The 14,209-nt window shown below is 59.6% G+C and carries 13 protein-coding genes; 8 read left to right on the forward strand and 5 right to left on the reverse strand.

The window, feature by feature from the left end:
• Positions 1 to 2: 2 nt before the first annotated feature.
• A complete protein-coding gene (gene mraZ / locus MK208_RS03435; protein WP_366010435.1) occupies positions 3 to 494 on the reverse strand; it encodes a division/cell wall cluster transcriptional repressor MraZ in 492 nt (163 codons plus the stop codon).
• Between the two features lie 734 nt (positions 495 to 1,228).
• On the opposite strand from mraZ, the gene MK208_RS03440 reads away from it, so the two are divergent.
• The 5 genes from MK208_RS03440 (at position 1,229) to ptsP (ending at position 6,927) form a co-directional block, all read left to right on the forward strand.
• Entirely contained in the window at positions 1,229 to 1,711 is a 483-nt protein-coding gene (locus MK208_RS03440) for an NUDIX hydrolase (protein ID WP_294113901.1), read from the forward strand.
• A gap of 72 nt (positions 1,712 to 1,783) precedes the next feature.
• Entirely contained in the window at positions 1,784 to 2,257 is a 474-nt protein-coding gene (locus MK208_RS03445; protein WP_294113902.1) for a DUF1178 family protein, read from the forward strand.
• 26 nt (positions 2,258 to 2,283) lie between these two features.
• Positions 2,284 to 2,928: an SDR family NAD(P)-dependent oxidoreductase gene (locus MK208_RS03450; protein ID WP_294113904.1), complete on the forward strand. Its 645-nt coding sequence runs from the start codon at positions 2,284 to 2,286 to the stop codon at positions 2,926 to 2,928.
• Between the two features lie 193 nt (positions 2,929 to 3,121).
• Positions 3,122 to 4,360, forward strand: coding sequence for an aspartate kinase (locus MK208_RS03455; protein ID WP_294113906.1), 1,239 nt, complete (start codon positions 3,122 to 3,124; stop codon positions 4,358 to 4,360).
• A 323-nt stretch (positions 4,361 to 4,683) separates the two neighbouring features.
• Complete coding sequence (ptsP, locus tag MK208_RS03460) at positions 4,684 to 6,927, forward strand: phosphoenolpyruvate--protein phosphotransferase (protein ID WP_294113908.1); 2,244 nt, start codon at positions 4,684 to 4,686, stop codon at positions 6,925 to 6,927.
• 217 nt (positions 6,928 to 7,144) lie between these two features.
• On the opposite strand, the gene MK208_RS03465 is transcribed toward ptsP, so the two are convergent.
• Positions 7,145 to 7,912 (reverse strand): EcsC family protein, encoded by a 768-nt coding sequence (locus tag MK208_RS03465; RefSeq protein WP_294113909.1) that lies wholly within the window; start codon positions 7,910 to 7,912, stop codon positions 7,145 to 7,147.
• Positions 7,913 to 8,752: 840 nt separating this feature from the next.
• Positions 8,753 to 9,253 carry an N-acetyltransferase gene (locus tag MK208_RS03470; RefSeq protein ID WP_294113910.1) on the reverse strand — a complete coding sequence of 167 codons (501 nt, stop codon included), beginning with the start codon at positions 9,251 to 9,253 and terminating at the stop codon, positions 8,753 to 8,755.
• 91 nt (positions 9,254 to 9,344) lie between these two features.
• Here MK208_RS03470 and MK208_RS03475 point away from each other — a divergent pair, with 91 nt between their 5' ends.
• The gene (locus tag MK208_RS03475) at positions 9,345 to 9,950 is read left to right on the forward strand and encodes a flavin reductase family protein (RefSeq protein WP_294113912.1); all 606 of its coding nucleotides are present in this window, start codon (positions 9,345 to 9,347) and stop codon (positions 9,948 to 9,950) included.
• A gap of 44 nt (positions 9,951 to 9,994) precedes the next feature.
• On the forward strand, positions 9,995 to 10,627 hold the full coding sequence (locus MK208_RS03480; protein WP_294113914.1) for a CatB-related O-acetyltransferase: 633 nt from the start codon (positions 9,995 to 9,997) through the stop codon (positions 10,625 to 10,627).
• Here MK208_RS03480 and MK208_RS03485 read toward each other — a convergent pair.
• Positions 10,624 to 11,535, reverse strand: a complete 912-nt coding sequence (locus MK208_RS03485) for an AEC family transporter (protein ID WP_294113916.1) — start codon at positions 11,533 to 11,535, stop codon at positions 10,624 to 10,626. The two genes, MK208_RS03480 and MK208_RS03485, sit on opposite strands and share 4 nt — an antisense overlap.
• Positions 11,536 to 11,734: 199 nt before the next feature.
• Positions 11,735 to 13,381, reverse strand: a complete 1,647-nt coding sequence (locus MK208_RS03490; RefSeq protein WP_294113918.1) for a SulP family inorganic anion transporter — start codon at positions 13,379 to 13,381, stop codon at positions 11,735 to 11,737.
• 248 nt (positions 13,382 to 13,629) lie between these two features.
• Between MK208_RS03490 and MK208_RS03495 the strand changes: the two genes are divergently transcribed.
• Positions 13,630 to 14,187 carry an invasion associated locus B family protein gene (locus tag MK208_RS03495; protein ID WP_294113920.1) on the forward strand — a complete coding sequence of 186 codons (558 nt, stop codon included), beginning with the start codon at positions 13,630 to 13,632 and terminating at the stop codon, positions 14,185 to 14,187.
• Positions 14,188 to 14,209 lie beyond the last annotated feature (22 nt).

Raw genomic sequence — 14,209 nt, forward strand, 5'->3', positions numbered from 1 at the left:
GGTTAGAAATCCTCGTCGCCATCAAGGTAGATCGACGGATCGGCATCCGGATCAAAATCCTCATCCGCCTCCAGCGCCTCTTCCTGGGTGGCGTCATATGTCTCTGGGTTCCAGATCTCAAACGTGTCGCCTTTACCGGCAAAGAACGCCATACTGTCGAGCCCAATCTTGTCGCGCTGCTCTTTGGGCAACACCAAGCGGCCGGTTTCATCCACCGACACTTCCAACGATTGGGTGAGGTATAATTTACTCAGCGCCAGGCGCTTTTTGCTGCCACGGGGCATTTTCATGATGCGGCTCACCACATCATCCATCGCCTCAACCGTGAAACATTCCAGAAATTCGCGTGTCTTGCCGCCGTAGACAATCACCAGGTTGGGGTTTTCGCCACTTTTCCACTCAGGGTCGCCTGCTTCAAGCACACGGCGGAACTTGGCCGGAATCGACATCCGTCCCTTGCTGTCCACCTTGTTACGGCTTTCGCCGCGAAACATGAGCGCCACTGCCTATGGCCCCTTTCAACCTGTTGTCCCTGCCCTCCCCGGGGCTGGAAGCGAAACGGCGGATTGATCTGCTGCCACTGATCAATCCGCCGCCCTCGTCCCGCTTCTGCGGGTAGTCCAGTTGCGCGTGCCACCTGGGGGGATGTTCTGCTCGCCCACGCACCGGATCTCTTTTTTTTCGATGAAAGCGGGTGCCTGTATGAAACCTGACTTGGGATCGGAGGTCTTAGCGCCTCTCTTTATGTCCCGTCCTCATCGTGTAGACAGGGATGCCATGGGAATTCATGGAAATCAACAGGAATTTGTGGACAAAAATGCTTCACGCGCGACCCAAGCTCACCCAACCTCGCGATTTTGAGAGCAATTTTGTGGGTGATGACACCATATTTAGGATATCAATCCAGAACCAACCACCAAATAAAGCGCCCCTTTAGGCGCCAAACTTTTTCCCAAGTTTTCCCAACTTTTTTCCACAGAAGGTCAAGAGCGCCCCATAACAGCCCGATCAAAAGGGCAAATCTCCGCCGTTCTGAAACTGATTCGGCGCAAAACCGCCGCGATTCCCATGCGGATCCCATGCATTCCCAGCGGGACTTCCCATATCTTTCCCACAAAATCCCAAACCGCTTCGCAACACTGCGAAACGTTGCATACCTAACCGCTTGGCTTGCCCGGGCATGGCTTCTAGGGTGCCCCTACCCGAGCACCGGACTTTTGGAGACGACATGGGGCTGCTTGACCCAACCGCCACGGCCAGCATGATCCGCAAGGCACAGAAGCGCGGCAAACACATCCAGTTTGCCGCCCTGCCGTACCGCATCCACAAGGGAAAAGCCGAAGTTCTGCTGATCACCTCACGCGGCACCCGTCAGTGGCTGCTGCCGAAGGGCTGGCCGATGGCCGACCTGAAGCCCCACAAAGCCGCTGCGCAGGAAGCCTGGGAAGAAGCGGGCATTCTGGGCCGCGCGCGCAAGCATTGTTTGGGCACCTACCGCTACCGCAAAACCCGCGGCCCCAAACGCGGCCAAACCATTCGGGTGCTTGTGTACCCTCTGGAAGTGGATAAGCTCGCGCGCATCTATCCAGAAACCGGCCAACGGGACCGCAAATGGCTGCGTCCAAAAAAGGCCGCCAAACGCATCGCCCACCCCGAACTCGCCAAACTGGTGCGCAGCTTTGACCCAGCGACAATCTCCGCCAAAGGCTAACCCCCGTCGCTTGATCCCAACCGCCCCCACGCCTATGTTCGCGCCACTGAACATGGGCACCATCACAGCAAAATGATCAACTACACTCTGAAATGCGCCAACGACCACCGCTTTGACAGCTGGTTTCAATCCGCCGCCGCCTTTGACAAACTCAAGGCTGCGGGCATGGTGGCCTGCGCCGTCTGTGGTGACACCAATGTAGAGAAGGCGATGATGGCCCCGCGCGTGCGCCCCGCCCGCTCCGCCGCCGCCAAACCGCAAGAGACCACACCAGCCCCGACACCCGAAGCCGCAACCGCACCCGGCCCGCTGAGCCAACCCGCCTCTCCAGCCGAACAAGCCCTCAAAGAGCTGCGCGACCATGTCGAGGCCAATTCCGACTATGTTGGCAAAGACTTCGCCAGCGAGGCCCGCGCCATGCATGACGGCGACGCCCCTGAACGGCCAATTTATGGCGAAGCCAAGATTGAAGAGGCCAAAGCCCTGATCGAAGATGGCGTGCCCGTTGCACCACTGCCCTTTAACATCGGTCGCAAAACCAACTGATCTCACACACATACAGGAGCCACCCCATGCATGTCCTCATCACCGGCGCCAATCGCGGCATTGGACTGGCCCTCGATCAAATCCTACGCGCGCAAGGACACCAGGTCACCGGCACCAGCCGTGCGGGCGGCGAATGCCTAAAACTGGACGTGACCGATGCGGACAGCCAACGCGCCATGGCACAGGCTTTGGACACCCAACCGATTGACCTGCTGGTCTGCAATGCAGGCGTATTCCTCGACAAAGGCCAGAACCTCGCGGACGGCTATGCGCCAGACCTCTGGGCACAGACCTTTGCCGCCAATGTCACTGGCGTGTTTCTGACCGTGCAAAACCTGCTGCCCAACCTGCAGCTGGCCCAAAACCCAAAAATCGCGATCATCTCATCGCAAATGGGCTCCTCCACCAAAGTTGGCGGTGGCGGCTACATCTATCGCGCCTCCAAAGCGGCGGCCCTGAACCTCGGCCTCAATCTGGCACAAGACCTCAAGCATATCGGCATTGCCGTCGGCATCTATCACCCCGGCTGGGTGAAGACCGATATGGGTGGCGAAGGCGGTGACATCACTGTGGCGGAGTCGGCAACCGGCCTGGTCGACCGCTTCCATGCCCTGAGCCTTGAGACGACCGGCTGCTTTGAAACCTGGGACGGGCGCGCGCACCCGGTCTGATCCCGCATTCTCATTCCTTCAAATATCCCGGGGAGGAGGCGCATCCTCTGTGCCGGAGGGGCTGGCCCCTCCTCTCCCCCTGCCGTCAAGCCTTGCGTCCCCGACACATGCGCCGCCCTGACGCGCCAATCTGCCTTGCCTCGGAGCCCCCAAGCGCGTAAACCGCCTGCGACTTACGAACTAAGGACGCGCCATGCCCGTACTTGTGATGAAATTCGGCGGCACCTCTGTCGCCAACCTGGACCGCATCCGCCGCGCCGCCAAACGCGTCGGGGTTGAGGTGGCCAAAGGCTATGACGTGATTGTCATTGTCTCCGCCATGTCCGGTGAAACCAACAAACTTGTGGGCTATGTGGACGAAACCTCGCCGCTTTATGACGCCCGCGAGTATGACGCGGTGGTCAGCTCCGGCGAAAACGTCACCGCTGGCCTGATGGCGTTGACCCTGCAGGAAATGGATGTGCCCGCGCGCAGCTGGCAGGGCTGGCAAGTGCCGCTCAAAACCTCCTCTGCCCACAGCCAGGCCCGGATCGAAGAGATCCCGACCGACAACATCAACGCCAAATTTGGCGAAGGCATGCGCGTCGCCGTGGTTGCCGGCTTCCAGGGCATTTCCGAGGAAGGTCGCATCACCACGCTCGGCCGTGGCGGCTCCGACACCACAGCGGTGGCCTTTGCCGCCGCCTTTGATGCGGAACGCTGTGACATCTACACCGATGTGGACGGCGTCTACACCACCGACCCGCGCATCTGCTCCAAGGCGCGCAAACTGGACAAAATCGCCTTTGAAGAAATGCTGGAGCTCGCCTCTCTGGGCGCCAAGGTCCTGCAAACACGCTCTGTCGAGCTCGCCATGCGCTACAAGGTGAAACTGCGCGTGCTCAGCTCTTTTGAAGAACAATCCGACGAGGCCGGCACGCTGGTCTGCGATGAGGAGGAAATCATGGAATCCAATGTTGTGGCCGGTGTGGCCTACTCCCGCGACGAAGCCAAAATGACCTTGCTGTCCGTGGCCGACCGCCCCGGCATCGCCTCCATCATCTTTGGCTGCCTGTCTGACGCAGGCGTGAACGTCGACATGATTGTGCAGAACATCTCTGAAGATGGCCGCACAGACATGACCTACTCCCTGCCGACAGATCAGGTGAAACGCGCCGAAACCGCGCTGGACGAGCTCAAAACCTCCGGCGGCCTGAACTTTGCCGAATTGGTGATCGACGAAGACGTCTCCAAGGTCTCCGTTGTGGGCATCGGCATGCGCTCCCAGTCCGGCGTCGCGGCCAAGATGTTCAAAGTGCTCTCTGACGAGGGCGTGAACATCAAAGTCATCACCACCTCGGAGATCAAAATCTCCGTGCTGATTGACCGCAAATACATGGAACTGGCGGTGCAGGCCTTGCACGACGCCTTTGAACTGGAAAAAGCGGCGTAAGCCGCGCTGCAAAATGTCAACGCGCGGCCCAAAGGGTCGCGCGTTTTTCTTTCAGGACACAAGCCGCCCGAATTTGCGGCATTTCGCCACTTTTTACAGCATAATGCCCAATTCGATGCTACGCTTTGCTACACCGCAGCAAGCCACCCTGCGCAAGCTTTTCCCCGTCAATCAACACGCTCGTCCAAGTTTTTGAATTTTCTTCACAAAAATCGCTGCAACGCGGCGTATTATTGCAACCAAGACAGCCATATAAACCGTTTTGATTCCACGATTGTTGTGATCTATTCGGCGCCGAGTAGTGACAAGGACCACACCTCACCATGGTGCAAAAAACCGAAACCGAGAGCCGCAAACTTTTGGGGCGCCTGCGCGATGCCTTGGCCGAAGACAGCGCCGGTCAGGAGCGCCTGGACAAAATCACCCATCTGATTGCCACCTCCATGGGCACAGAGGTGTGCTCGATCTATCTGTTTCGCGATGAGGACACGCTAGAGCTCTGCGCCACCGAAGGCCTGAACGCAGAAGCGGTCCACCAGACCCGCATGCGTGTTGGCGAAGGCCTTGTCGGCCGCGTGGCCCGCACCTCCAAAGTGGTGAACACCGATGACGCGCCCAGCGCCAAAGGCTTCCGCTACATGCCGGAAACCGGCGAGGAGATTTACTCCAGCTTCTGCGGCGTGCCGGTGCAGCGCCTTGGCGACAACCTCGGCGTATTGGTTGTGCAATCCAAAGACAAACGTGGGTATTCCGCTGATGAAGTCTATGCGCTGGAAGTGGTCGCCATGGTGCTCGCTGAGATGACCGAACTTGGCGCGTTTGTCGGCGAAGGCGCCGCCATGAGCGCCTTGCACCAGCAATCGGAGCTGTTTCGCGGCACCTCAGGCCAAGAAGGCGCCTCCGAAGGCCACGTCTGGCTGCATGAACCTCGCGTCGTGGTCACCAACCCCGTGGCGGATGACCCAGACGTAGAGCTCACCCGCCTGAACGAGGCGGTCGAAGAGCTGCGCGTTGGCGTCGACAAAATGCTTGATGGCGCCAAACGCGGTGACAAAGAACAGCTGGAAGTGCTTGAAGCCTACCGCATGTTTGCCAACTCCAAAGGCTGGATGAAGCGTATGGAGCAGGACATCGCGCGCGGCCTGTCCGCAGAGGCGGCTGTCGAAAAAGAACAATCCACCGCCCGCGCCCGCATGGAGCAGGTCACCGATCAGTATCTGCGCGAACGCCTGCACGATCTGGACGATCTCTCCAACCGCCTGCTGCGCATCCTGACCGGCCAAGGCAGCGAGACCGGCGCAGACATGCCCGCTGCTCCCATCCTGATCGCGCGCAACATCGGCCCCGGTGAATTACTGGAATATGGCCGCAATCTCAAAGGCATCGTGCTGGAAGAGGGCTCCGTCGGCAGCCACGCCGCGATCGTTGCCCGCGCGCTGGCAATCCCCTTGGTGATCCACGCCGACAAAATCACCACCGAGGCACTCAATGGCGACCACATCATGGTCGACGGCGATCAGGGCATCGTGCACCTGCGCCCCGACGACACGGTTGTGACCGCCTTCCGCGACAAGATCGCCATGGCTGCCAAGGCACAGGAACGCTACGCCAGCATCCGCGACAAAGAGGCCAAGAGCCGCGATGGCGCGGTGGTGCACCTCACCATGAACGCAGGATTGATGGCCGACTTGCCGTCGCTGCAATCCTCCGGTGCCGAAGGTGTGGGCCTGTTCCGCACCGAGCTGCAATTCCTGATCCGCAACCAAATGCCCAAACGGACCGAACTGGCGCAGCTTTATGCACGCGTTATGGACGCCGCCGACGGCAAACGCGTGGTCTTCCGCACACTCGACATTGGCTCCGACAAAGTCCTGCCCTACATGGCCCCGCAAGACGAACCTAACCCGGCGCTTGGCTGGCGCGCAGTGCGTGTGGCCTTGGACAAACCCGGCGTGATGCGCATGCAGCTTCAGGCGCTTTTGCGTGCCGCCAACGGACGCCCGCTCACCATCATGTTCCCCTTCATCGCGCAATATGAAGAATACAAAATGGCCCGCGCCGAAGTGGACAAGGCGATTGAACGCGAGATGATCCTTGGCCACCCGCTGCCGTCAGAGATCGAAGTGGGCGCGATGCTGGAAACACCATCATTGGGCTTTGCGCCCAAGAAATTCTACGAAGAAGTCGACTTCCTCTCCATTGGCGGCAACGACCTGAAACAGTTCTTCTTTGCCGCGGATCGTGAAAACGAGCGGGTGCGCCGCCGCTATGACACGCTCAACGTCAGCTTCCTGACCTTCCTGGAAGGCATTGTGAACCGCTGCATCGACACCGGCACACCGCTCAGCTTCTGTGGCGAAGATGCCGGCCGCCCAATTGAGGCTGTCTGCCTTGCTGCTATGGGTCTGCGCAACCTGTCAATGCGCCCGGCTTCCATTGGCCCGGTGAAAAGCCTGATCCGTCGGGTCGATCTGGGTGAGCTGCGCCGCGTGATCCACGCTGCGCGTGAGCGGGGCGAACAGTCCGTGCGCCCCGACGTGATGGAATACCTGCGCAACAGCGGATAAACACCTTACTTCGCTCGGGAAAAGGCGTGCGTTGCACGCCGCCGAGCATCTCCCCACTGGCCGTCAGGGGCTTGTGTAGCAAGCTCCCGAGAGGTGACCGCCCCCATGGGCGGGCGATTTTGGCCTGATTTGTCATGCCCCAAAAGTGGTTTTGGATGGAGAGCTCGGTTCATATTCGACAGGCGAGATCGCCCACCCACGGTCAGGCGTTGCCCGGCTAGTCTTTCCCCAACCGCTTGCGCATCCCGTCAACCAGCACCTCCGGTGACACATCTGCCTCCACCGCCAGTTTGCGCAGGCCAAAATGCACATGCGCGATGTCCTGATAATAACTGGTGTAGGCGTAGTTCGTCGCCGCGCCTGCCGCCGCGCCAATCACCGGCACCATCTGCGCCGCCAGCTTCTGCCCCAAAACCGGCGCCAGTTTGGGCACAATCACCGTGCTGATCCATTTGGTGCCGCCCATCGCCAATCCTGCCCGCTGCTCCAGCATCGCCAAATCCGCGCCGCGATCTTCCTCAAACGGCCCATTCGCGGCCAATACGCGCACGCAATCAAACCGTACGCTCTCATGGCTTGGGTCAAACCCATATTGCACCGCCACGCCCTGAATCGCGCGCAACAGCACCGTCACCGTGATCGGCAGCTCCGCCAGCGACGAGGTCACGCCCCCGGCCCCACCCGCCGCGCCCAGCGCCGCCGTAACGCTGGCGTTGATCCAATCCGGCTGATCTTTGACCAAGCCCCGGCTGCCATCGGCCCATTTCACGGCCTGCATCAAAGCCACCTCCGTAGCCCCACCCAGCCCGTCCTGCACCTCACCCGGCAAGCTCTTGAGCAACCCGCTCACCGGCATGCCCAACACGCCCAGCACTTTCATGCCCAGCCCACTGGCCCCGCCATAGCGCTTGGCCAGCGCGTCTAGTTCGGAACTTACGTCAATGTCTTGGTCCGGAACATCCGGCAAAATCTCGATTTGGGTCATGGGTATAGAGGTAGGGTAATTGGCCGCTGGTTCAACTATGCAGGATAGAAAGGCCATTCCTGAGAGGTTATAGACTTGCAAGAATATCAGGGACTGCCCAAAGTCGCCTTCGAGCCAACATCGCGGCGGAGGCACCAAGAAGTCGCGCGCAACTGATTTCCAATTACAAAATTTGACTTCTGAAACACGACGTAAACAACCATGACGCAATTTAGATTTCTGCTATTTTTGATCTTATTTCTTGCTCCATCGGATAGAGCAGAAGCATGGTCCTGCTCCGAATGGCCTCCTGCTATACGTGAGAACAGCCAAAACGCTCCAACCCAACAGCAGTTACTGCGTCATCATTCCATCGCTCTTTCCAGTCGGTTGCCAAATACACTTGCTGAAGGGGAGAAAATAGTCGTTGGAAAGTTCACACGAAACACGTCCACTCCCTTTCTTCACGAAAAACAACTTGAAGACGTTCGAGCTATGTTATGGCCTCCGACTTAAAAGGTCAAAATGCCTTTCCAAATTGAATACACTTACTTAGATGCATACAGTTTTTCGGGCCATAAGTTGGAAGGCTCAACGTTAGTCCAATTTACTTCTGGTTCCGTCGATTTGCGCGTAACCATCTCTGCGGAATACGAAGGAATTGTAGATGTTCTGCCGACGACGGAGCATGACGTTATAGGGGTACTGAAACCCGGGGGTGCCGGGCGAAAGTTTGAGCTCACAACTTCGCACTGTCCGAGCTACATACAAATTGAGCCAGCTCAGCTTTCTGACTTATTGAAATGCTACGAAGAAGCGATGTGTCGCTGATTTGGCGGCATCTGCTGAACAGTGTCCCGTTTAGTCGGCATGCGTGGCGGCCACACTCTCCACATCCCCAAAAACATCGTCCCAAGCGCCCTCAACAAGCGCGCGGCCCAGTACCCGCTCGGGATTGGTCGGCGGCGGCATCACCACGCCGTCCAGTTTCTCAAAGCCAAACCGCTTGTAATACGGCGCATCACCCACCAGCATCACCCGCTCCCAGCCCAAAGGCTGCGCCCGTTGCAAGCTGTCCTCAATCAGCAAACCACCCAAGCCCTCGCCCTGATGCGTCGGGTGCACTGCCACGGGCCCCAGCAACAACGCCGTCGCAGCGCCAATTCGAACCGGCCAATAGCGGATCGCTCCGGCCAAAATCCCCTCGGCATCGCGCGCCACCAAGGACAGCCCCGCTACAGGGTCCACACCATCGCGCAAACGATAGGACGACAAGGCCTCACGCCCCGGCGCAAAGCAGAGGTCATACAGCGCCTCCACTTCCCACCAATCGTCCTTCGTTTCCACTGCCAGCGTAAACACCTGCGCGCCTCTTGCCCGTCTGAAATTTTGCGGTTTCCTCGCCCCTAACATGGCGTTACGACTGCCTGCAAACCAATATGGAGTCAGTCCGATGTTCTATCAGCCCAAAGACGGCCACGGCCTGCCGCACAACCCGTTCAAAGCCATCGTCAGCCCGCGCCCAATCGCCTGGGTCTCCACCCAGGACACAAACGGCGTGCGCAACCTCGCGCCTTACTCGTTTTTCAATGCGCTCGCGGACAATCCCGCGCAGGTGATGTTTGCCTCCACCGGCAAGAAGGACGATCAGGCTGAGGGCAAAGACAGCTTGTCCAATATCCGCGCCACAGGCGTGTTCTGCGTGAACATCGTCGAAGAGAGCATCCGCGACGCGATGAACATCTCCTCCGGACCGCTGGGCAAAGATGAGGACGAGTTTGTGGCCGCAGGCCTGGAAGCCACACAATGTGACACCATCGACTGCCCCCGCCTTGTGGGGGCGCCTGCATCTCTGGAATGCCGCCTGACCCAGATTGTGCCTCTCTTGGGAGAGAACAACTTTATGGCCATTGGCGAAGTGACCGGCGTACACCTGCGCGACAACTGTATTGTGGATGGTATTTTTGACGTCACCACCTACCGCCCGCTGAGCCGCCTTGGCTACAAGGACTATGCGGTGGTCGACAACACCTTCACCCTCGCCCGCCCCGATCAATAAGCAAGGGGCCTCAGGCGCGAGGGACATTTGATAAGGAGGGCCACATGCCCCTTCCCGATCCCAAAACCGCCTTTCCGATCACCCTGCCCGATGGCAGCAAACACGCAGGCACGGTGTTGCTGTCTGCGGTGATCGATCAAGACAACATCAAAGTAGGGGACTACACCTACGCCTCCGACTTTGATCCACCAGAGGATTGGGCACAGCGTCTTGTGCCCTACCTCTATCCCTTCAGCCAAGGCACGCTGGACATCGGCAGGTTCTGCCAGATCGCGCATGGCGTGCGGTTTATCACCAGCTCCGCCAACCACGCCATGGACGGGCTAAGTTGTTACCCTTTCCCAATCTTTGGCGAGACCGTGCCGGAGGGCTACCAGCCCGACAAACGCGACACGATTATCGGGCATGATGTGTGGCTCGGCTACGGCGCGATGGTGACGGCAGGCGCGCAAATCGGCCACGGCGCCATCATCGGCGCAGGTGCCGTGGTGCGTGGCACGGTGCCCCCCTATGGCATCGTCACCGGCAATCCCGGAACTGTGGTGAAAAAGCGCTTTGATGACGCGACTATTGCCGCGCTTTTGGACATCGCGTGGTGGGACTGGCCCAAAGAAACAATCGAGCGCGCGATCCCGGCCATCATGGCCAGTGACATCGACCGGCTAAAGGCGGTCTAAAACACCACCTCAGCCAGTGTGATCCACACCGGCAGGCTTATCGCCCCCAACAAAGTTGTCTGTGCCACCAGTGTCGCGGACAACTCCCGATCTGCGCCAAAGCCCGAGGCCAGCACATGCGCCGCACTCGCGGTCGGCAAAGCCGCCCAGATCACCAGCACCACCGCCACGCCGCTCTCCAGCCCCAACCCAAGCGCCAGCACCAGTGCTGCAACCGGCATCACCAAGAGCTTGGTGGCGCAGATGATGCCGCTAAACGCATCCAGCCGCGCCAGCGCCCCCCAATTCATCGTCGCCCCCACCGAGATCAACGCAATCGGAATGGCCGCGGCTGCCAACATCTCCAGGGGGGCCAAGACCGGCGCCGGGATCGTCAGGCCTGACAGCCCCACCAGCACGCCACCAAGTGAGGCGATCAAAAACGGATTAAGCGCCACTTTCTTGACTGTGCCCCACAGCCCAAAACTGCCGCCCCGGCTCAGCGCGCTGACCGCGAACACATTGGCCATCGGCACCGCCATACCAATCGCCACCGCCATCACGCCCGCGTCGGCCTTATCCGTGGTGGCAATCGCAATAAACGCCAACGCCGTGTTGAACCGCCACGCGGTCTGCCACGCTCCGGCAAAGTCCAAAAACCGCTCGGGCCCAAACCGCCGTGCGCCATAGCCCACCACCAAGCCCACGGCCAACAGCGCCCAGACCAAAGGCGCAATGCCCACCACCTGAGCGACTTCCAAAGGTCGCTGGCTTGCTGCCACAAACAACAGCGCCGGAAACAGGATCTCAAAGTTGAGCTTGTCCAACCCTTGCCAGGCATTGGCCGACAAACGTTTGCGCAGCAGCCCACCCAGCCCAACAAGCAGGAACGACGGCAAAAGCCCGATCAGAATGGCAAGGAAAGTCATGAGGGTTGCTCCGGTGTGGTCCCATTCCTATTGCGCCTGTTCCTGCCAAGAAACAAGAGGCGCGCCTGACCCTAGGTGTGTGCAAAGCGCCCTCCTGTGGGGAGGGTCGGGCGCGCCTCGGCTTCTCCGAGGCAAGAGACGGCAACAAAAAAGGGCCAGCCTCTCGGCCAGCCCATTTCTTAGTCATCTGTTGCTGCGATCAGTGACCGCCGCCAAACACCCCGGTTTTCACCGGATAGTCCACGGCAATCTGATACTCGGGGTCATCGTCACTATCGACCATCAAGTTGCCCGCTTTGGTCAGCAGCTCGTGGCAATCCCGGCTCAGGTGACGCAGCACAACCTGCTTGCCCGCCGCCTCATACTTGGCTGCCACCGCTTCAATTGCCTGCAACGCGGACTGGTCCACCACGCGCGACCGGGCGAAATCCACAATCACATGCTCCGGATCGGCGTCCACAGCGAACAGCTCGCTAAAGCCCTCAGCAGAGCCAAAGAACAGCGGCCCTTCGATCTCATAAACCTTCGCGCCCGGATCGCTCTCGCTCTCACGGGTGTTCGCGTGGATGCGCCGTGCGTTCTGCCAGCTGTAGGCCAGCGCGCTCACGATCACGCCGACGACCACCGCCACCGCAAGGTCTTCCAGCACGGTCACCACCGTCACCAGCACAATCACAAAGGCGTCCATCCGTGGCACACGGCGCATGATCTGGAAGCTGTTCCAGGCAAAAGTGCCGATCACCACCATGAACATCACGCCCACCAGCGCAGCCAGCGGAATACGCTCAATCAACGGGCTTGCGACAACGATAAACGCCAACAGGAACAACGCAGCACAAATACCTGCGATCCGCGTGCGACCACCGGATTTCACGTTGATCATCGACTGACCAATCATCGCACAGCCGCCCATGCCGCCAAAGAAGCCGGTCACTACGTTCGCCGTCCCCTGCGCGATACATTCTTGCGACGCGCCACCGCGCTTGCCGGTCATCTCACCCACAAGGTTCAGCGTCAGCAGGCTCTCGATCAGGCCAATCGCCGCCAGGATCACCGCATACGGCAGGATGATGTAGAGCGTTTCAAGGTTGAACGGCGCCAACAGCGCTGGTGGATAAATCCCCTCGCCTTCGCCAAACGGAATGTGGAAGCTCGGCAGGCCGCCCTTGATGGAGGCCATATCGCCCACGGTTGGCACATTGATGCCAAACACAATCACAATGATCGCGGTGATGCCAATGCCCCCCAGTGGCGCTGGAATGGCTTTGGTCAGCTTTGGCAGCCCCCAGATGATGCCCATGGTCAACGCCACAAGCCCCAACATCATCGCCATCTGTGGTCCTGCCAGCCATGCGTCGGTGTTAGCCGGGTCTTTAAACTGCGTCAGCTGTGCGAGGAAAATCACAATCGCCAGACCGTTCACAAAGCCAAGCATCACCGGATGTGGTACAAGGCGGATGAATTTACCCCAATGCAACGCGCCCGCGATGATCTGCAAAATCCCCATCAGGATCACGGTCGCAAACAGATACTCCACGCCATGCTCGGCCACCAAGGCCACCATCACCACCGCCAACGCACCGGTTGCGCCGGAGATCATGCCCGGACGGCCACCGATCAACGCGGTGATCAGACCGACCAAAAACGCCGCGTACAAGCCCACCAGCGGGTGCACCCCAGCCACAAAGGCAAAGGCCACAGCTTCTGGCACAAGCGCCAGCGCCACGGTCAGGCCGGAGAGCACTTCTGTCTTGATCCGGTTTGGAGTGAACCCTTCGTCCTGCATGATCGAAAGGTTGGGAGGAGAAATATTCTTGGCCAGCATGGCCAACGCCGCGCGTCTCATGAGTGTACCTGCGTAAATCTGGGAGTGTTCGCTTTGCGGCCTCCCTAGCCGGTTTGCCCTTAACAAACAATAGCGGCGACCGGCCCGACGCCCCGTCAGAGGCTTTTGCACCACGTTCCGCCGCGCCACTGCCCCCGCTGCCGCCCAATTCGGCATTTTCCTTCACAGATTGCTGACGCCACGTGATTGGACAGCCAAGCCTATGAAATGAAGAGTGCCGCCAACGCGTACCGTTTCAGGAGTCCCCCATGCGCTGGCTCTTTGCCCTCACTCTGGCCGCAACTCCCCTCGCCGCTCAGGATCAGGCAGGCAACGACCGCCCCTCCAATTGGCGCGTAACCCACCACGCAATCCATGACCTCTGGAACACGCTGTGTGACGAGCGCGACGAAAATGGCACGCTGGCGCAACGCTGTTACATCCGACGCGTGGACGTGTTCTCACCGCAACCAAACTTTGCCGCGCAGTTCTTCTTCCTGACCCAATCCGACGATGACCGCCCTGAAATCGAGTTCGGACTGGAGCTCGGCACCCTCACCGCCCCCGGCAACTTCCGCATCGAACGCGATGGCACCTCCGTCTGGCACACCAACCGGGTCGGCTGTCTAACCGGCACCGGATGCACCTTCGACGGCGACGCCGCAGAAACCTTGCTGGCGGAGATGCGCACTGGAGGCGACTTCCGCTTCACCTTTCGCGATCGCCATGGCGCCTCCCAAGACCTCACGTGGCCGCTTACCGGCTTTGAAGCCGCTTTCGCCTATTACCGTGCCCAACTTGCAAAACGCGGCTTGTCCCAACCCTGATGCCATCCAAATTTGCACCGTC

The sequence above is a fragment of the Shimia sp. genome, from assembly GCF_022448905.1.
In the GTDB taxonomy this organism is placed as follows: Bacteria; Pseudomonadota; Alphaproteobacteria; order Rhodobacterales; family Rhodobacteraceae; genus Shimia.

Coding starts and splice junctions, on each gene's coding strand:
- mraZ (WP_366010435.1), bottom strand. CDS start 494: ATGTTTCGCGGCGAAAGCCGTAACAAGGTGGACAGCAAGGGACGGATG.
- MK208_RS03440 (WP_294113901.1), top strand. CDS start 1,229: ATGGGGCTGCTTGACCCAACCGCCACGGCCAGCATGATCCGCAAGGCA.
- MK208_RS03445 (WP_294113902.1), top strand. CDS start 1,784: ATGATCAACTACACTCTGAAATGCGCCAACGACCACCGCTTTGACAGC.
- MK208_RS03450 (WP_294113904.1), top strand. CDS start 2,284: ATGCATGTCCTCATCACCGGCGCCAATCGCGGCATTGGACTGGCCCTC.
- MK208_RS03455 (WP_294113906.1), top strand. CDS start 3,122: ATGCCCGTACTTGTGATGAAATTCGGCGGCACCTCTGTCGCCAACCTG.
- ptsP (WP_294113908.1), top strand. CDS start 4,684: ATGGTGCAAAAAACCGAAACCGAGAGCCGCAAACTTTTGGGGCGCCTG.
- MK208_RS03465 (WP_294113909.1), bottom strand. CDS start 7,912: ATGACCCAAATCGAGATTTTGCCGGATGTTCCGGACCAAGACATTGAC.
- MK208_RS03475 (WP_294113912.1), top strand. CDS start 9,345: ATGTTCTATCAGCCCAAAGACGGCCACGGCCTGCCGCACAACCCGTTC.
- MK208_RS03480 (WP_294113914.1), top strand. CDS start 9,995: ATGCCCCTTCCCGATCCCAAAACCGCCTTTCCGATCACCCTGCCCGAT.
- MK208_RS03485 (WP_294113916.1), bottom strand. CDS start 11,535: ATGACTTTCCTTGCCATTCTGATCGGGCTTTTGCCGTCGTTCCTGCTT.
- MK208_RS03490 (WP_294113918.1), bottom strand. CDS start 13,381: ATGAGACGCGCGGCGTTGGCCATGCTGGCCAAGAATATTTCTCCTCCC.
- MK208_RS03495 (WP_294113920.1), top strand. CDS start 13,630: ATGCGCTGGCTCTTTGCCCTCACTCTGGCCGCAACTCCCCTCGCCGCT.